The following is an 18,378-nucleotide window of genomic DNA, read 5'->3' as shown; positions in this document are numbered from 1 at the left end:
TATGCTCTGGGACGTGCCCACGGACGTCACCGCCGACGTCGACCTCGCCGACGGCCGGTTCTATGCGAGCGGCGCCGCACGCGATGCCTACCGCTGGATGCGTGCCCACCAACCCGTCTTCCGCGACCGCAACGGACTGGCCGCCGCCGCCACCTACCGGGCAGTGATCGACGCCGAACGGCAACCCGAACTGTTCTCCAACGCCGGCGGCATCCGGCCCACCAGCCCACCGCTGCCGCACATGATCGACATGGATGATCCGGCGCACCTGCTGCGCCGCAAGCTCGTCAACTCCGGCTTCACCCGTAAGCGGGTCAGCGACAAAGCGAAATCCATTGAGCTGCTGTGCGATACGTTGATCGACGCGGTCTGCGAACGGGGTGAGTGCGACTTCGTCCGCGATCTGGCGGCTCCGCTTCCGATGGCGGTCATCGGCGACATGCTGGGCATCGCGCCACAGGACCGCGACACCCTGCTGGCCTGGTCCGACGACTTGGTGGTGGCGCTCAGTTCGACGGCATCGGAGCAGATCGTGGCCGCCTCGGTGGCAGCGCTGATGGCCTACAACGAGTTCATGGCGGCGACCATCGCGGCACGGCGCCGCGAGCCGGCCGACGACCTGGTCAGCGTGCTGATCGACGCCGAGGTCGACGGTGAGCAGCTCACCGACGAGCAGATCATCTCCGAGACCCTGCTGATTCTCATCGGCGGTGACGAGACCACCCGCCACACCCTGTCGGGCGGTACCGCCGAACTGAGCCGCCATCCTGCGCAGTGGCAGGCGCTGAGGGCCGACCCGAACCTGCTCGACGACGCGGTCGAAGAGATGCTGCGCTGGACGTCGCCGATCAAGAACATGTGCCGAACACTGACCTCCGACACCGACTTTCACGGAGCCCGGTTGCGGGCCGGGGAGAAGATACTGCTGCTGTTCGAGTCTGCCAACTTCGACGAGTCGGTCTTCGTCGACCCCGAGGTGTTCCGTATCGACCGCACCCCCAACCACCACCTCAGCTTTGGGTTCGGCACGCACTTCTGCCTCGGCAACCAGCTGGCCCGCCTCGAGCTGACGATCATGACGCGACGCGTGCTGACACGACTGCCCGATCTGCGGCTGGCCGACGGCGCGCAGCTCCCGCTGCGGCCAGCCAACTTCGTCAGCGGGCTGGAGGCCATGCCGGTCGAATTCACCCCGACCGCACCGCTGTTGCACTGACAACGGTCAGTAGCGCAGCCGGTCACGCTCCACGCGCACGTCGGTGAACTGACTCGGGTGGTGCACCGCGTGCACCGGATGCATGAGCACCGGGTGACGGCAGTGCAGACAGGACTGCGGCTGTGAGCGCGCGGATGACACCGTCAGATGCCGACATGCCGCGCATCGCACAACGTAGGCCCCGCCGATCCAGTTGAGCAGTCCGAGGTAAATGCCGGCAGTGGCGACGGTGCCCAGCACCACGATCAGCGCGATGGTCAGTACTTCATAAACCGTCATGACGAACCTCCGTAACCGACGGTGATGACTTGACGGTAGCTCCGCCGGGTTTGCCTCCGCTGTGGATCGGCTGCTGGAATGCCGGGTGTGTCCAGGCTTGCGACGTTGTCGCGGCAGTGTTGGCTGTTCGCCGTCGGGTCGTCATTCTTCGCCGCGGCGACCGTGCCGGGATTCTCGGCCGTCGCCGGTGCCGGCGCGGCCAACCTGCTGTGCTTCGTCGGCTCGTGGTTCTTCACCGCCGCCGCCGGGATGCAATTGGCGCTGAGCGGGCCGGCGCCGGCAGCGGAACGGTACTCCTCGGCGATCCAGTTCGCCGGCACTGTCTTGTTCAACATCAGCACCGGCGTCGCCGTGTGGGCGCACGCCACCGGGATCCGACGCCACTACGTGTGGACACCGGACGCACTGGGGTCGGTGGCGTTCCTGGTCAGCGCCGCGCTGGGGGTGGCCGCAGCCACGGCAGCGGCTGGGCTGGTGGCCTTTGGATCGCGCGACTGGCAGGCCGAATGGGTCAACATGATCGGCTCCGTGGCCTTCGGGATCTCCGCCGCGGGTGCGTTCGTACGGCGCACCGGGATCTCTGAGGACCAGCTGGCGGCCAACCTCGGCACCTTTTTCGGGGCGCTGTGTTTTCTCGGTGCAGCCCTGCTGGTCCTTCCTCGTTTTCGCAAACCGGCGCCGCGCTGCGAGAATCAGGCCCGTGAGTAACCAAGACTTCCGCAATGTCGCCATCGTGGCGCACGTCGACCATGGCAAGACCACGCTGGTGGACGCCATGTTGCGGCAGTCCGGTGCCCTGACCCACCGCGGTGACGACACCATCGAACGCCTGATGGACTCCGGTGACCTGGAGAAGGAAAAGGGCATCACGATCCTGGCGAAAAACACTGCCGTGCATCGTCATCACCCCGACGGCTCGATGACAGTGATCAACGTCATAGACACCCCCGGCCACGCCGACTTCGGTGGTGAGGTCGAACGCGGGCTGTCCATGGTCGACGGGGTGCTGCTGCTGGTCGACGCCTCCGAGGGCCCGTTGCCGCAGACCCGTTTCGTGCTGCGCAAGGCGCTGGCCGCGCACTTGCCGGTGATCTTGGTGGTGAACAAGACCGACCGGCCCGACGCGCGGATCGCCGAGGTTGTCGAAGAAAGCCACGACCTGCTGCTGGACGTGGCCTCCGATCTTGACGAGGAAGCCCAAGCCGCCGCCGAGAAGGCGCTCGATCTGCCCACGCTCTACGCCTCCGGGCGAGCCGGGATCGCCAGCACCACCCAGCCCGCCAACGGCGAGAACCCCGACGGCGAGAACCTGGACCCGCTGTTCGACGTCCTGCTCGAGCACATCCCGCCGCCGCAGGGCGATCCGGAAGCCCCGCTGCAGGCGCTGGTGACCAACCTCGACGCGTCGGCCTTCCTGGGCCGGTTGGCGCTCATCCGCATCTACAAGGGCCGCATCCGTAAAGGCCAGCAGGTCGCGTGGATGCGCGAGGTGGACGGCCACCCGGTCATCACCAACGCGAAGATCACCGAACTGCTGGTCACCGAAGGCGTCGAGCGCACGCCGACGGAGGAGGCGATCGCCGGTGACATCGTGGCCGTCGCCGGGATGCCCGACATCATGATCGGCGACACGCTGGCCGACACCGAGCACGCGCACGCGCTGCCGCGGATCACCGTCGACGAGCCGGCCATCTCGGTCACCGTCGGCACCAACACCTCACCGCTGGCCGGCAAGGTGTCCGGTCACAAGCTGACCGCCCGGATGGTCAAGTCGCGGCTGGACGCCGAACTCGTCGGCAACGTCTCCATCAAGGTCGTCGACATCGGTCGTCCCGACGCCTGGGAGGTGCAGGGCCGTGGCGAGCTGGCGCTGGCGGTGCTCGTCGAGCAGATGCGCCGCGAGGGCTTCGAGCTGACCGTGGGCAAGCCGCAGGTGGTCACCCGCACCGTCGACGGCAAGCTGCACGAGCCCTTCGAAGCGATGACGATCGACTGTCCCGACGAGTTCGTCGGGGCCATCACCCAGCTGATGGCCGCGCGCAAGGGCCGCATGGAGGAGATGACCAACCACGCCGCTGGATGGGTCCGGATGGACTTCATCGTGCCCAGCCGTGGCCTGATCGGTTTCCGCACCGATTTCCTGACCCTGACTCGCGGCACCGGAATCGCCAATGCCGTGTTCGACGGCTACCGGCCGTGGGCCGGCGAGATCCGGGCCCGCCACACCGGCTCGCTGGTCAGTGACCGCAGCGGCACCGTCACCCCGTTCGCGATGATCCAGCTCGCCGACCGCGGCCAGTTCTTCGTCGAGCCAGGCGACGACACCTACGAGGGCCAGGTGGTGGGCATCAACCCGCGGGCTGAGGACCTCGACATCAACGTCACCCGGGAGAAGAAGCTCACCAACATGCGCTCGTCGACGGCCGACGTGATGGAGACGTTGGCCCGTCCGCTCGAACTCGGACTGGAGCAGGCCATGGAGTTCTGCGCGGAGGACGAGTGCGTGGAAGTCACCCCGGAGATCGTCCGGGTGCGCAAGGTCGAACTCGACGCCACCATGCGGGCCCGCGCCAAGTCCCGGGCGAAGGCCGCCAACCGCGGCTGAGCCTGTGGCAGACGGTCCTATCGTTAGTCTGAGGGGCGTGCCGTCCGGACATCGCAGCCTGCAAGCCCTGGCTGCGGTACTGTCTGTGCTGGTCACGGCCTCGTGTACGGTCAGTCCGCCGCCGGCGCCGCAGAGCACGGAGACGACCGACCAGCCGGCACCGCTGCCGCCGAAGGCGACCCAGATCATCATGGGCATCGACTCGATCGGCCCCGGGTTCAACCCGCACCTGCTCTCCGATCAGTCCCCGGTCAACGCGGCCATCAGCGCGCTGGTGCTGCCCAGCGCGTTTCGTCCTGTTCCCGACCCGGCGACTGCGACCGGATCGCGCTGGGAGATGGACCCGACGTTGCTGGTCTCTGCGGAGGTGACCAACCAGAACCCCTTCACCGTCACCTACAAGATTCGGCCCGAAGCGTCCTGGACCGACAACGCCCCGATTGCCGCCGACGATTTCTGGTACCTGTGGCGACAGATGGTCAGCCAGCCCGGCGTCGTCGATCCCGCGGGCTACGACCTGATCACCGGTGTGCAGTCCATCGAGGGCGGCAAGACGGCGGTGGTGACGTTCTCCCAGCCCTACCCGGCCTGGCGGGAGCTGTTCAGCGATCTGCTGCCTGCCCACATCGTCAAGGACGTGCCCGGCGGTTTCCCGGCCGGCCTGGCCCGGGCGCTGCCCGTCACCGGCGGCCAGTTCCGGGTCGACAACATCGATCCGCAACGCGACGAGATTCTGCTCGCCCGCAACGATCGTTTCTGGGGGCCGCCCGCGCATCCCGACCAGCTTCTCTTCCGGCGGGCCGGAGCCCCGGCCGCACTGGCCGACTCGATTCGCAACGGCGATACCCAGGTCGCCCAAGTCCACGGCGGCGCAGCGGCTTTCGCGCAGCTCTCGGCCATCCCGGATGTGCGGACCGCCCGCATCGTCACGCCGAGGGTCATGAGCATGACGCTGCGAGCGCAAGAGGACAAGCTCGCCGATCCCGCGGTGCGTAAGGCCATCTTCGGGTTGCTCGACGTCGACCTGCTGGCCGCGGTCGGAGCGGGCAGCGACAACACCGTCACGCTGGCTCAGGCGCAGGTCCGCGCGCCCAGCGATCCGGGATACGTGCCCACCTCACCGCCGGCCCTCGGCAAGGAACGGTCGCTGGAACTGCTCGAGCAGGCCGGTTTCCAGGTCGACCGCACCCCGACCGAGGCGCCCGTGCAGCCGCCGCCGTCGGCCGGTTCACGCACCACCGTCGAGCAGCCCGGACCGCCGGAGATCACCCGCGGCCGCATCAGCAAGGACGGCGAGACGCTGTCGCTGGTGATCGGGGTGGCGGCCAACGATCCGACCGCGGTGGCCGTAGCCAACACCGCCGCGGATCAGTTGCGCAGCGTCGGCATCGCCGCGACGGTGCTGGCGCTGGACCCGCCGGTGCTCTACGGCGACGCGCTGGTGAACAACCGGATCGACGCGATCGTCGGCTGGCACGCCGCCGGGGGAGACCTGGCCACCCTGCTGGCCTCCCGCTTCGGCTGCCCGGCGCTGGAGGCGACCGCGGTGTCGACCGCCGCAACGACCTCCTCGACGTCGGCCGCGACGACCTCCGCGACGACCTCCGCGACGACCCCCGCGACCTCGGCCGCGACCTCATCGGCTCCGGCTTCCTCGAGGCCGGCGACTTCGCCGGCGTCCTCGACCCCGCCACCGGCACCCTCGCCGACCCCGACCCCGACCCCGACCACTGCGACACCTGCGCCGGAAAGCGGCGCGCTGGTGCAGGCGCCGTCGAATCTGACCGGCATCTGCGACCGCAGCATTCAGCCCAATATCGATGCCGCCCTTGATGGTTCGGCCAAGATCGACGACGTCATCGACCTCGTCGAGCCGCGGTTGTGGAACATGTCGACGGTCCTGCCGATCCTGCAGGACACCACTATCGTGGCGGTGGGCCCCAGCGTGCAAAACGTCAGCCTGAGCGGTGCGGTACCGGTCGGCATCGTCGGCGACGCCGGCCGGTGGGCCAAGGCCACCCCCTAGCTAGTCGTCCGAGTCGCCGCGATGTGGGCGTTTCGACCCGCCCAGGCCGCTGTGTTTCGCCGCCCGGGAGTGGGTTGCGCTGCCCGACTGCGCGGTGTCGCCGTTATCGGTGCCGTCGACTTGTTGGGCGGCCGCCGCCGTGGTGCCAGGAACTGCTTTCGTCGACTCGACCACCTTGGTGACCGGGCCGGCGGCGGCCGTGACGGCGTCGGCGGTCGCGGCGGGGACGGTCGGGATCGGCGAGGTGGTGATGTCGGGACCGGAGGTGAGGTCGTCGTAGACCTTGGCCCGGCTGGTGTCGATCTTGAAGGTCAGATCGTTGAGGGCCGCGGTGACCGACTCCTGGATCGGTGCCCGCCCGGCGTTGAGCGCGGTGATGACGTCACCGGTCTGGGCGAGCGTCCCGGCGAACGCCGTCGCCCCGGCCACCACACCACCGGCGACGGTCACCGGGCCGGTGATCAGGGCCTGGGCGACGATGTCGAAGCCGCCGACCAGCGCGTCGCGGGAGGCGGTGAGCAGCCGCTCGAGGGTGGCCTGCAGGCCGAACCCGCCGTAGGGGACCCGGGACGAGATCAACAGAGCGACCGTGTTGGTGATCGGAACCTGGATGTCGAGCAGCGCTGCGCCGAGCGCTTGACCGACATCCTTGCCCGCCTGCAGCGCGGAGACGAGCGCGACCGGGCTGGTTATTAGTCCCTTGGCCAGACCGACGAGACCCCAGCCCGTGAACGGGGCGTAGCGGGCATCGGGGGCCGGGGTGTTCGGCCCGAGGCACACCGTGCACTGCTGCGTGCTGCCGATCAGGATGGGTGCGACCGCCAGGATGTCCCCGAGTGCGTTGATGCCGATCTGGTAGGGGATCGCGCCCAGCGCGGGGATCGTCAGGTCGGTGAGCTGGACATCCGGCAGGTGCACGCTCCGCAGCGGGGCGTCCTGGGCGGGGATCAGTGGTGCCGCGGCGATGGCCGCAGCCCCGGCGAGCGCGACGGTCGTGGTGCGAAATGAGCGGGCAGCAGGCATTTCAGGCTCCTTCGCCGTGAGGTACCGACGATCAAAACTACCTGAGAGCAAGCTGAGAATCGGCGAATCGACGCGACCGCAAACTGGATCGTTGAACCGACAAGGACTCGCCCCGGGGATCAGTCGGCGGTTGCGCGGGGAGCGCGTCCGGACGCGGCGAGTGTCAGCCGGCCTGCGACGAGGTTTTGGCGGCCTTGTGCGCGCGGGCCGACCCGGCCGCCGGCTTGCCGCTGGCACCGGTCGACGGCGCCGCGGCGGGGGCGGGGGTGGTGTCCGACCCCGAGGAGCTCGGCTTCTCCGTCGTCGGGGTGGCGGCTGCGCTGCTCGGGCGAGCGCTGCCCGGTGCTGTGGCGCTCAGTCGGGTGCGCAGCGAGGTACCGCTGCCGCTGCGGCTCGGCGCCGACGGGCGTGGCTTCGCCGCGTCGGCTGGCTCGGTGGCGGTGGCGGTGGTGGCGGTGGTGGAGGTACCCGATTGCTCGGCGTCGGCACTCGTGCCGCTGTCCTGCTCGACGGTCGCGGCGGCGGGGACGGCGGCGGCCACCAGGGGCGGCAGCTTCTTCAGCACGTCCAAGATCCCGCCGATGATGATCAGCCCTGGGCCGAAGAAATCGGTGACGACGGATCTGACGGTGTCCAACGCCCCGCTGAGATTGCCGTTGAGCAGGGCGACGACCGCGACGAGGATGGATTGCGGCACGCGGATGATGACGTCGACCGCCGCGAATGCCGCCTCGACGACCTTTCCGCCCAGATAGGACGTGTCCGCGACGAGCCCGGAGAGGGCCTCCTCTACGCCGGTGCTGACAATCGAGGGGCCGAAGCCCGTCGCCGACGAGACGACCGTGGTGTTGGCCGTGTCTACGGCCGGAGGGGCGAGCGGTTCCGGGTGATACCCGGACTGTTCGGGAAGCGCGGCCACCGCAGCGCCGTCGGGCGCCACCTCCAGGTTGACCTCGCGGCCGATGCGGTCCGCATCCGCGGCCAGCGCGGCCAGGATCTGTGCCAGCGCGGGGCCGATGCCGTCTATGGCGGTCTGCGGCGTCATCGCGTTGAGCAGCGACTTGTCGAACGGAGTGAGTAACCCGGGGCTCGTCGACAATTGGGTGGTCGAGATCTGCATGTCCCTGGAGGCGGGCGTGACGGGGTTGGCGACGACGACAGCCGCCGCCACGAGTGCCACTCCTGTGGTCAGGAATGGCGCCAAAGCCCGTCGCATGCCGTCTCCCTTCGCCGCCGTTGGCGGCACCGGCTAATTGGACGATACCTGAGAGCAGCCTGATAAGTGTAAAGACTCTTCCTGAGAATTCCTCGCGCCGGCAACTGTGCTTCGGCTGACGGTCGGACAGAAGTCGTTGTGGGCCAACCCAACCCACAGGAAGGGCGTCCTTATGGTCTTCTTAGTGACGCCAAGGTTCGATGACGGCTAAGCGCAGCGTGGTGGTTGCGGCCGTCGGCGTGGGTGTATAACCGGCGCTGCACGTGGGTATATCCGCAGGGCGGCCCGGATTCTGCGCAATCGAACGCCATCTCTAGCAAACAAATTGGTGCCCCGTTTCCGGCTCGGCCGGTCAGCCAGTCGCGGGTTTGCTCACCTGCTCCGATTTCTGGTCCACGAGCTCGCGCATCCTGATCGGCCGGTCGTCGTGAGCTACGTCGAACGCGTCCGCCCGACTGACCCACTCGGGGTACCAGCTGGTGGGTGCCCAGGTGCCGGCCGGCAAATTCGCCGTGCCGTAGTCGTGGATCGACGGGTCGGACACCACCTCGGAGAGCGTGATCAGCCGGTAGTCACTCAAGTCGTCCGACGTTGCCGGGGTGGCACGCCGCAGCACCCGCACGGGTGGTTCGCCGCTCGCCGCCCAGCCGCCGGGCCATGGCGCGCCGCAGCGGCAATTCGCTGACGAATCGGTCTGCAGTCGGGTGCCGCTCTGGGTTCGAAATATATTGCGGCCATTTAATTTTCGTCGGGGAAACCTGTGATGTGCCTGAAAACCGCAGTGTGCGCCGATAGAGTTCCAGTCATGCCCGATCCCGCGCGCGACATCTCCGCTGCCTCTCCGGTGATCGATCCAGCGCCGACGCCGGGGCAGCGACTCGCTCGGTGGGCGGCACCGCTGGCCGTGCTGCTCGGGGTCGTTGCCGTGGGTTTGTCCATCTGGGCGCTGATGTCCGTGTCGTCGAAGTCCACGGATTCGGTTGCGCTGCCGGGTGATCCGAAGACGCGGGTATGTAGCGCATTTGACACGGTGGTCGGTGCAGTGGCCCTCCAGACGCACAAAGACCTGGGTACCGAACCGGTCGCGCAGGCCGCCGTGGCCGGCAACGCTCGGCTGGCGCTAGTGGGCGGCGGTGAATATCTGTTGCACCAGCTGGACGGCCGGACCCCGGCAGATCTGGCCGACGCCGTGCGTTCGTTCAGTCGTGACCTGCAGGACATCGGGATCAATGCGCTGGCCGGTGTCCAGAACGCCGATGCGCGGCAGGCCGCCCGGCTGGCCGACGGTGACGCCTCCCGTAAACAGGTCGCCGACCTCTGCAAATGACCTCAGCCGCTTGCCGGCCGGCCGTCGCGTGTGCCGCTGCGTTGCCGCACCAGACTGTCGAGCAGGTTCGCCGCGGCCGCGGCCACCCCGAAGACGACCAGCAGCCACAGCGGCGGGTGGGCCAACTCCCATACGAACAACGCCGCCCACAGGGGTGCGCCCTGGGTGATCGACAGGACACCGGCGGCACAGGCGAGCGACACGGCCGGAACGTTGACCTGCACCGGAGTCCACGCGTTCACCGCCAGCGCCACCGCTGAACCCAGTGCCGCCCCGGTGGCCAGCCCCGGTGTCAGCATGCCGCCGACCGCCCCGGCGCGCAGGAATAGCGCCGTCAGCAACGGCTTGAGCAGCAGAATCACCAGAGCCGAGGCCAGCGTCAGTCCGCTGCCGACGCTCACGGTCAGCACGCTTTTGCCGTTGCCCGGCAACTCGGGCCACCAGTGCGAGCAGACACCGACGGCGAGTCCGGCCGCGGCGATCGCCGGAATCAGCAGCCAGGAGTCGGCCACCGCGTGGGCTCTGGCGTAGGCCATCAGCCGGTTGAACGCCGTGCCCACCGCCAGTGCCAGCGGCGCGAGCAGCACGGCCAGGCCGGTCAGCAGATACGACAGGTCCGGGTTGGGCCAGTGCAGGGCGACCTCGAGGCGGGTGACCGGCGCGGCCACCGCGACGGCCAGGCTCGAGGTGATTAGCGCCGTCCCGACTGTGCGCAGGCTCCAGCTGCGCAGCACCACCTGGATCGCGAAGAGGGCACCGCCGAGGGGGACGCTGTACACCGCGGCCAGCCCCGCGCCGGCAGCACAGCCGAGCAGCATCCGTCGATCCGCGGGTGTCATGGCCGACGTCCACCGCCAGGTGCCCAGGTCGCCCAGCGCGGCGGCGAGTTGGCGGGGGGCGCCCTCGCGGCCCAGCGATGCGCCGGTGCCGACGAGCAGCACCTGCAGCCCGGCGTCGAGTGAGAGCGCCAGCCGCGGCAACGGTCCCGGCTGCTCGATCGCGTCGGTCAGCGCGGGCACCCGGCCGCGACCGCGACCGCGCAGCAGCCACCAGCCCAGGCCGGCCAGCGCGCCGCCGACCATCGGACCCACCGCGCGTCGGGCCGGGCTGGAGCCGGTGACGCCGTCGAGGAGAGTGCCGAAGCTGTAGTGGTAGGTGAGATGTTCGACGGCGTGCAGCACCACCGTCGTCGCCGCACCGGCGAGACCGGCCAGCAGGCCGATGGCCAGGACGGCGCAGCCGAACTGCACCTCGCGCCGGTTCACGGGGAGAATGTATGCCAGCGCCGACTCCGGTGACGGAGAACCCGAACCGCGCCGATCGGTAGGGTGAGCACGTGCCTTCGCAGGAGACCCCGCGGTTGTTGTTCGTGCACGCCCATCCCGACGACGAGACGATCAACAACGGCGTCACCATCGCCCGCTACACCCAGCAGGGGGCCGACGTCACCGTCGTGACGTGCACCCTCGGTGAAGAGGGCGAGATCATCGCCGACGAATGGGTGCGGCTGGGTGTCGACGACGCCGACCAACTCGGCGGCTACCGCATCGGCGAGCTCACCACCGCGCTGCGCGAACTCGGTCTGCAGCGGCCGCGGTTCCTCGGCGGTGCCGGACGCTGGCGGGACTCGGGCATGCCCGGCACGCCCCCGCGCCGCCACACCAAGTTCGTCGACGCCGACTTCGACGAGGCCGTCGCCCTGTTGGCCGACGTCATCGACGAACTTCGCCCGCACGTCGTGGCCACCTACGACCCGAACGGTGGCTACGGCCACCCCGACCACATCCAGACCCACCGAGTAACTGCCGCCGCCCTCGCCGCCTGCACCTGGTCGGTGCCGAAGTTCTACTGGGCGGTCATGGGCGCCAGCGCATTTCGCGACGGACTCGCCGCCCTCGGCGACGACGACGTGCTGCCGGACTGGATCTGGCCGCCCGCCGACATCGAATTCGGCTTCACCGACGACCAGATCACCGCGGTGGTGGAGGCGCCCGAACACGTGCCGGCCAAGATCGGCGCAATCGCCGCGCACGCCACCCAGATGTTCCTCGGGCCGACGGGGCGCGCGTTCACCCTGTCCAACAAATTGATCCTGCCGGTACTGGCCGCCGAACACTACGTACTCGTCGAAGGCACCCCGGGTCCGCTCGACGAACGTGGTTGGGAGACCGATCTGTTGGCCGGTCTCGAGTTCGGGCCGGCCACCTGACCGCGACGGAACGGCGCGCTCGGTCCGGCCCGCCCGCCGAGGACCCCGCCGCGAGCGACCGCGCCATCCGCACGGTCGTCCTCGCGCTGCTCGCCGTCGACGGTGTCCTGTCCGCGGTGGCCGGCGCGCTGTTCCTGCCGGTGTACTTCGGTGCAGTCCCGTTTCCCGTCAGTGCGCTGGTCAGCGGGCTGGTCAATCTGGCCCTGGTGTGGGCGGCGTCCTACTGGACCGAGTCCGGCCGGCTGACGGCGCTGCCGCTGATCACCTGGCTGGTCACGGCGGCCGTCCTGAGCCTGGGTGGGCCCGGCGGTGACATCGTCTTCGGCGGCCCGGGAGTGATGGGCTACTCGGTGCTGGTGTTCCTGGTCGTCGGCGCTCTGCCGCCGGCGTTGTTGCTCTGGCACCGCGACCGCGTGGGCTGACTCAGTCGCCGGCGCTCTTGGCCGTCTTCTGGGCGTGCGCGCGCGCGGAGCCGGCCGTCGAGCGGGTCTTGGTGGTGGTGTCGCGGGCCGGCTTGGCGGTCGAACCGGCCGGCGAACTGCTGTCGGCGTCCTGAGTTGATTTCCGGCCGGCCGATTTTTGGCCGGGTGTGCCCGAGTCCTGCGTCGCCGGCGTGCTGTCGGCGGAGGTGACCGCCTCGGCGGAGGTGACCGTAGAGCTCTGGGTGGCGGCGGGGCGGGGGCGCGCCGAGTGCCCGGTGCCGGAGGTGACAGCGGGCGTGGCCGGCTCGTCGGCGGCGGTCGCGGGGGTGGCGCTGGCGCTGGTGGCTGCGGCCGCGGTGGTGGCGGCGGCGGACGGCAGCGGCGGGAAGGGCAGCGGCGGCAGCGGCGGCAGGATCCAGCCGATGAAGTAATTGAACTCCGCCACCGCGGTGTTCACCGTCGCGGCCACGATCGTCTGGGCGACGACGGTCAGCCCGGCCGACCAGACTGCCGGGTTCAGCGGGTCGTTGAGGACCGGGGCGATCAGGCCGTACACCGTCGCGTCGCCGATCGGCGAGCCGAAATTGTCCCAGAGGATGGGGGCCTGGTCGCCGATGAGGCTGAGCGGCCAGACCCAGCCCAGCACGTATTGGGTGAGCTCGGCGCCGTAGCTGATCCAGTAGTCCGCCCAGTTCCATGCGCTGATGACCCAGTCGCTGGCGGCATTGTTGGCCGACGCGGCGGCCACCGCCGTCTGCGACGAGGCGGTGTCGGAGGCAGCCGAAGGGACGGTCGAGGAGGCCGCCGGACTGGGCGCCCCCAGCAATGCCGCGGCGGCGGTGACCGGGCTGATCAGCGGCTGCACCGCGGCGCTGAGCCGGACGGAGTCGACGCGCGACGGCGCGGGCGAGGAGGCCTGGACCGGCGCGATCACGATTGCGCTCGCGGTCAGTGCCGCGACACCTGCAGTCAGGTAGGAACGAGCGGACACGATCATGGCGGGGACCCCCTGTGGTATTCAGCTAACAACGACAATTTACGTTGTCGTCAGCCCAGTGTTACAACTGCGCGTCCCGTGTCGCGCTGGGTGTTGAACTGTCTGACGGGCTGGGCGGCGTCGCCAGCAGCGGGGACTAATGTGTCGATCATGTCAGGCGCACGAGTTTCAGATTGTGAGACGCGCGGATGATTTCTCAGCTGCCGACGGTTACCCGGGAGTGGCCCTGAACTCGCAGCCCAGTAGTCCGCTACCCATTCCGGCCGTTCCGCCGCGGACTGACGCTTCGTCACCTGCCGCGATGAGACGCGTTCTGCGCCGGGCCCGCGACGGTGTTGCGCTCAACGTCGACGAGGCGGCGATCGCAATGACCGCGCGCGGCGACGACCTCGCCGACCTGTGTGCCAGTGCCGCGCGGGTGCGCGATGCCGGTCTGGAATCCGCGGGCCGGCGCGGCCCCGGTGGCCGGCTGCCGGTGACGTATTCGCGCAAGGTGTTCATCCCGGTGACCCACCTGTGCCGCGACACCTGCCACTACTGCACGTTCGTCACGGTGCCCGGCAAGTTGCGCGCCGCAGGCCAGGGCATGTTCCTGGAGCCCGACGAGATCCTGGACATCGCCCGCAGGGGCGCGCAGCTGGGCTGCAAAGAGGCACTGTTCACCCTCGGCGACCGCCCCGAGGCGCGGTGGCCGGAGGCTCGGCAGTGGCTCGACGAGCGGGGCTACTCCTCGACGCTGGCCTACGTGCGGGCCATGGCGATCCGGGTGCTGGAGGAGACCGGACTGTTGCCGCACCTCAATCCCGGAGTCATGAGCTGGTCCGAGCTCTCGCTGCTCAAGCCGGTCGCCCCGTCGATGGGCATGATGCTGGAGACCACCTCGCGGCGGCTGTTCGAGACCAAGGGCCTGGCGCACTACGGCAGCCCGGACAAGGACCCCGAGGTTCGGTTGCGGACACTGACCGACGCGGGCCGGCTCTCGGTGCCCTTCACCACCGGTCTGCTGGTGGGCATCGGGGAGAACCTGGCCGAGCGGGCCGACACGCTGCACGCGATTCGCAAGTTGCACAAGGAGTTCGGCCACATCCAGGAAGTGATCGTGCAGAACTTCCGGGCCAAGGACCACACCGCGATGGCCGGCGCACCCGATGCCGCCTTCGACGACTTCGTGGCGACGGTGGCCACGGCCCGGCTGGTGCTGGGCCCCGGGATGCGAATCCAGGCGCCGCCGAACCTGGTGTCGCGGGCCGAGTGCCTGGCGCTGATCGGTGCGGGTGTCGACGACTGGGGTGGGGTGTCGCCGCTGACCCCGGACCACGTCAACCCGGAGCGGCCGTGGCCTGCGCTCGACGAGCTGGCGGCGGTGACCGCCGAGGCCGGTTTCGACCTCGTGCAACGCCTGACCGCACAGCCGCGGTATGTCCAGGCGGGCGCGGCGTGGATCGACCCGCGGGTGGCCGGACATGTGGCGGCGCTGGCCGATCCGGAGTCGGGATTCGCGCTCGACGTCAACCCGGTCGGGCGGCCGTGGCAGGAACCCGACGAGGCCAGCGAGTCGCTGGGCCGCACCGACCTGCACTCCGCGATCGACTCCGAGGGCCGGCGCACCGAGACGCGCAGCGACCTCGACAGCGCCTTCGGCGACTGGCAGTCCATCCGGGACCGGGTCGAGGAGATGGCCGCCCGCGCCCCCGAACGCATCGACACCGACGTGCTGGCGGCGCTGCGCTCGGCCGAGCGCAACCCAGGTGGGTGCACCGACGACGAGTATCTGGCGCTGGCCACCGCCGACGGTCCTGCCTTGGATGCCGTTACCGCCCTTGCCGATTCGCTACGACGCGACGTCGTGGGCGACGATGTGACGTTCGTGGTGAACCGCAACATCAACTTCACCAACATCTGCTACACCGGCTGCCGGTTCTGCGCGTTCGCCCAGCGCAAGGGTGACGCCGATGCGTTCTCGCTTTCGACGCAGGAGGTGGCTGACCGGGCGTGGGAGGCGCACGTCGCCGGCGCCACCGAGGTCTGCATGCAGGGCGGTATCGACCCCGAGTTGCCGGTCACCGGCTACGCCGATCTGGTCCGCGCCGTCAAATCGCGGGTGCCCTCGATGCATGTCCACGCGTTCTCGCCGATGGAGATCGCCAACGGCGTGACCAAGAGTGGGCTCAGCGCGCGCGAGTGGCTGATCAGCCTGCGCGAGGCCGGGCTCGACACCATCCCGGGCACGGCTGCCGAAATCCTCGACGACGAGGTGCGCTGGGTGCTGACCAAAGGCAAACTGCCCACCTCGATGTGGATCGACATCGTCAGCACCGCCCACGAGGTGGGGCTGAAGTCGAGTTCGACGATGATGTACGGCCACGTCGATACGCCGCAACACTGGGTCGGGCATCTCAACGTGCTGCGCGCGATCCAGGACCGGACCGGCGGCTTCACCGAGTTCGTCCCGCTGCCGTTCGTGCACCAGTCCTCGCCGCTGTACCTGGCCGGAGCATCCCGGCCCGGACCCACCCACCGCGACAACCGTGCCGTCCACGCACTAGCACGAATCATGTTGCACGGCAGGATCTCCCAGATTCAGACCAGCTGGGTCAAACTCGGAGTGGAACGCACCCAGGTGATGCTCAACGGCGGGGCCAACGACCTCGGCGGCACGCTGATGGAGGAGACCATTTCCCGGATGGCCGGCTCGGAGAACGGCTCGGCCAAGACAGTGGCCGAACTGGTCGCCATCGCCGAGGGCATCGGCCGCCCGGCCCGGCAGCGCACCACGACCTACGCCGAACGCGCGGCCTGACGCGGCTTTGCGTGGCTGGTTAATGTACGCAACGTCTAGTATCAGTAACCACCTGAAATGCTTGGATTACCAGGTATGGGGAAGACCAGAAGTTAGGGCACACTGAGTCGGCTATCCCGTAGCCGGCATCGGATACTTGGCTTTCTCTGTAACCACTTACCTGTACCGCGCGAGACCTACAGCCCCACCGAACAGCAGACCGAGGAGAACCTTCGTGACGTACACGATTGCCGAACCCTGCGTCGACATCAAAGACAAGGCATGTATCGAGGAGTGCCCCGTCGACTGCATCTACGAGGGCGCACGCATGTTGTACATCCACCCCGACGAGTGCGTCGACTGCGGCGCCTGCGAACCGGTCTGCCCCGTCGAGGCGATCTACTACGAGGACGACGTCCCGGATCAGTGGTCGTCCTACACCCAGATCAATGCCGACTTCTTCGCCGAGCTGGGTTCGCCGGGCGGCGCGTCGAAGGTCGGCCAGACCGATAACGACCCGCAGGTCATCAAGGACCTTCCGCCCAAGGAAGAAGACTGACGGCTCCCATCCCGTTGCGGATACACCGCAGCCCGCTCTCCGCGCGGCTGCCGGTGTTCCCGTGGGACACCCTCGCTGATGTGACGGCCACCGCCCGGGCCCATCCGGGCGGGATCGTCGACCTGTCGGTCGGCACCCCCGTAGATGACGTTGCCGAGGTCATCCGGGCCGCACTCGCCGCAGCCAGTTCGGCGCCCGGTTATCCGACCACAGCGGGCACCTCGGCACTGCGCGCGGCGGCCGTCGCAGCGTTGCTCCGGCGCTACGGCATCACCGGGTTGGCGGACAGCGCTGTGCTGCCGGTGATCGGCACCAAGGAGCTGATCGCCTGGCTGCCCACCCTGCTGGGGTTGGGTGCCGACGACGTGGTGGTGGTGCCCGAGCTCGCCTACCCGACCTACGAAGTGGGTGCGCGGCTGGCGGGTGCTCAGGTGATCCCGGCCGACTCGGTGACCCAGCTCGGGCCGGAATCGCCCGCGGTGCTGTTCATCAACTCGCCGAGCAATCCGACCGGCAAGGTGTTGGGCCGCGACCATCTGCGCAAGGTGGTCGAGTGGGCCCGCGAGCGCGGAACGCTGGTGGTGTCCGACGAGTGCTATCTCGGTTTGGCGTGGGAGGAAGAGCCGACCTCGGTGCTGCACCCCTCGGTCAGCGGCGGCGAGCACACCGGTGTGCTTGCGGTGCACTCGCTGTCGAAGAGTTCGTCGCTGGCCGGGTATCGGGCCGGCTTCGTCGCCGGTGATCCCGCCGTGGTCGCCGAACTGCTGGCCGTGCGCAAGCACGCCGGGATGATGGTGCCGACGCCGGTGCAGGCCGCGATGGTGGCCGCACTGGACGACGACGCCCACGAACTCGAGCAGCGGGGGCGCTATGCACGCCGCCGCGACGTTCTGCTGGCCGCGTTCCGGTCGGCGGGCTTCACCGTCGACCATTCCGAGGCGGGACTGTATCTGTGGGCAACCCGCGGCGAGCCGTGCCGGACGACGCTGTCCTGGCTGGCCGAGCGTGGCATCCTGGTCGCCCCCGGGGAGTTCTACGGGCCCCGCGGTGCGCAGCACGTTCGGGTGGCTCTGACCGCAACCGACGAGCGAATCGCCGCTGCGGTGGAGCGGCTGAGCTAGCGGATCAGCTCGAGCCGCCCCACCAAGCGGGGGTCGGATTCGCCTTGGGTCAATAAACCTGGGTCAGTTCATGTTCCAGGGGTCGCCGTAGGTGGTGACGCTGTCGCCGGCCTTGGAGATCAGCCGGGCGAACGGGCGCAGCAGCACGCCGCCGGCCGCACCGGTCACGGTGCCGTGGGCGTTGGCCACTGCCACCGAGCCGTTGGGGCCTTCGACGTCGACGGAGAAGGTGGCGACTTCCTGGATGCCGGGGCCGTTGCCCAGGTCGGCGCTGATCGACACACCCGGGAACAGGTTCGGGGTGATGACCGAGCCCAGCGGGTTGAAGCCCGTCGGGGAGATGTCGGCGTCGTCGAGCAGGATGTTGGGGGTGGTGTAGCTGAAGTTGATGCCCACACCCAGCGACCACGGGAAGCCGACCTGGTAGCCCAGCTCCAACGTGCCCGCGAACTCGTCGGCACCCGGGCCGACGACGCTGTAGACGGCCTTGCCGGAGTGGAACCACTCGCGAGTCAGCCGGTTGCGGTCCAGCGGGAACACCCCGTTGAGGAAGGTGTCCCACTGCTGAATCGTCATCGTGCGGCCACCGCCGTCGACCA

Annotated in this window: 17 protein-coding genes; 10 read left to right on the top strand and 7 right to left on the bottom strand. The window is 69.1% G+C overall.

Going from position 1 to position 18,378, the window contains the following annotated elements; translation table 11 throughout:
* The first annotated feature begins 1 nt into the window (after position 1).
* Positions 2 to 1,216, top strand: coding sequence for a cytochrome P450 (locus tag ACXDF8_RS16570; protein ID WP_457224366.1), 1,215 nt, complete (start codon positions 2 to 4; stop codon positions 1,214 to 1,216).
* Between the two features lie 6 nt (positions 1,217 to 1,222).
* Here the strand turns inward: ACXDF8_RS16570 and ACXDF8_RS16565 are convergent, their stop codons facing one another.
* Complete coding sequence (locus ACXDF8_RS16565; protein WP_457224365.1) at positions 1,223 to 1,495, bottom strand: hypothetical protein; 273 nt, start codon at positions 1,493 to 1,495, stop codon at positions 1,223 to 1,225.
* 87 nt (positions 1,496 to 1,582) lie between these two features.
* On the opposite strand from ACXDF8_RS16565, the gene ACXDF8_RS16560 reads away from it, so the two are divergent.
* Genes ACXDF8_RS16560 through ACXDF8_RS16550 form a run of 3 tightly spaced genes read left to right on the top strand, consistent with a single transcriptional unit; the run spans position 1,583 to position 6,126 of the window.
* Positions 1,583 to 2,203, top strand: coding sequence for a hypothetical protein (locus ACXDF8_RS16560; protein WP_457224364.1), 621 nt, complete (start codon positions 1,583 to 1,585; stop codon positions 2,201 to 2,203).
* Positions 2,196 to 4,100, top strand: coding sequence for a translational GTPase TypA (gene typA / locus ACXDF8_RS16555; protein ID WP_457224363.1), 1,905 nt, complete (start codon positions 2,196 to 2,198; stop codon positions 4,098 to 4,100). The genes ACXDF8_RS16560 and typA overlap by 8 nt, the downstream gene beginning before the upstream one ends.
* Before the next feature lie 28 nt (positions 4,101 to 4,128).
* Positions 4,129 to 6,126, top strand: a complete 1,998-nt coding sequence (locus tag ACXDF8_RS16550) for an ABC transporter family substrate-binding protein (protein WP_457224543.1) — start codon at positions 4,129 to 4,131, stop codon at positions 6,124 to 6,126.
* Here the strand turns inward: ACXDF8_RS16550 and ACXDF8_RS16545 are convergent, their stop codons facing one another.
* From ACXDF8_RS16545 to ACXDF8_RS16535, 3 genes are all read right to left on the bottom strand, one after another.
* Complete coding sequence (locus ACXDF8_RS16545; RefSeq protein ID WP_457224362.1) at positions 6,127 to 7,149, bottom strand: hypothetical protein; 1,023 nt, start codon at positions 7,147 to 7,149, stop codon at positions 6,127 to 6,129. It lies immediately after the preceding gene.
* A 163-nt stretch (positions 7,150 to 7,312) separates the two neighbouring features.
* Positions 7,313 to 8,365 carry a hypothetical protein gene (locus ACXDF8_RS16540; RefSeq protein WP_457224361.1) on the bottom strand — a complete coding sequence of 351 codons (1,053 nt, stop codon included), beginning with the start codon at positions 8,363 to 8,365 and terminating at the stop codon, positions 7,313 to 7,315.
* Positions 8,366 to 8,717: 352 nt separating this feature from the next.
* A complete protein-coding gene (locus ACXDF8_RS16535) occupies positions 8,718 to 8,945 on the bottom strand; it encodes a hypothetical protein (protein WP_457224360.1) in 228 nt (75 codons plus the stop codon).
* A 225-nt stretch (positions 8,946 to 9,170) separates the two neighbouring features.
* On the opposite strand from ACXDF8_RS16535, the gene ACXDF8_RS16530 reads away from it, so the two are divergent.
* Entirely contained in the window at positions 9,171 to 9,692 is a 522-nt protein-coding gene (locus ACXDF8_RS16530) for a hypothetical protein (protein ID WP_457224359.1), read from the top strand.
* A 2-nt stretch (positions 9,693 to 9,694) separates the two neighbouring features.
* Here ACXDF8_RS16530 and ACXDF8_RS16525 read toward each other — a convergent pair whose 3' ends face one another.
* Complete coding sequence (locus ACXDF8_RS16525; RefSeq protein ID WP_457224358.1) at positions 9,695 to 10,957, bottom strand: chloride channel protein; 1,263 nt, start codon at positions 10,955 to 10,957, stop codon at positions 9,695 to 9,697.
* A gap of 71 nt (positions 10,958 to 11,028) precedes the next feature.
* Between ACXDF8_RS16525 and mshB the strand changes: the two genes are divergently transcribed.
* Positions 11,029 to 11,901, top strand: a complete 873-nt coding sequence (mshB, locus tag ACXDF8_RS16520; protein ID WP_457224357.1) for an N-acetyl-1-D-myo-inositol-2-amino-2-deoxy-alpha-D-glucopyranoside deacetylase — start codon at positions 11,029 to 11,031, stop codon at positions 11,899 to 11,901.
* Entirely contained in the window at positions 11,898 to 12,323 is a 426-nt protein-coding gene (locus tag ACXDF8_RS16515) for a hypothetical protein (RefSeq protein ID WP_457224542.1), read from the top strand. The genes mshB and ACXDF8_RS16515 overlap by 4 nt, the downstream gene beginning before the upstream one ends.
* Position 12,324: 1 nt before the next feature.
* On the opposite strand, the gene ACXDF8_RS16510 is transcribed toward ACXDF8_RS16515, so the two are convergent.
* Positions 12,325 to 13,320, bottom strand: coding sequence for a hypothetical protein (locus tag ACXDF8_RS16510; protein WP_457224356.1), 996 nt, complete (start codon positions 13,318 to 13,320; stop codon positions 12,325 to 12,327).
* 139 nt (positions 13,321 to 13,459) lie between these two features.
* Between ACXDF8_RS16510 and ACXDF8_RS16505 the strand changes: the two genes are divergently transcribed.
* The 3 genes from ACXDF8_RS16505 to dapC all read left to right on the top strand — a co-directional run bounded on the left by ACXDF8_RS16505 (position 13,460) and on the right by dapC (position 17,779).
* Positions 13,460 to 16,120, top strand: a complete 2,661-nt coding sequence (locus ACXDF8_RS16505) for a bifunctional FO biosynthesis protein CofGH (RefSeq protein ID WP_457224355.1) — start codon at positions 13,460 to 13,462, stop codon at positions 16,118 to 16,120.
* 214 nt (positions 16,121 to 16,334) lie between these two features.
* Entirely contained in the window at positions 16,335 to 16,658 is a 324-nt protein-coding gene (gene fdxA, locus ACXDF8_RS16500; protein WP_457224354.1) for a ferredoxin, read from the top strand.
* A gap of 20 nt (positions 16,659 to 16,678) precedes the next feature.
* The gene (gene dapC / locus ACXDF8_RS16495) at positions 16,679 to 17,779 is read left to right on the top strand and encodes a succinyldiaminopimelate transaminase (protein ID WP_457224541.1); all 1,101 of its coding nucleotides are present in this window, start codon (positions 16,679 to 16,681) and stop codon (positions 17,777 to 17,779) included.
* A 63-nt stretch (positions 17,780 to 17,842) separates the two neighbouring features.
* Here dapC and ACXDF8_RS16490 read toward each other — a convergent pair.
* The coding region (locus ACXDF8_RS16490) for a porin MspA (protein WP_457224353.1) at positions 17,843 to 18,378 on the bottom strand (536 nt) is incomplete at its 5' end.

The organism is Mycolicibacterium sp. CBM1, assembly GCF_054073305.1.
This window is presented reverse-complemented; position numbering and strand designations above follow the sequence as displayed.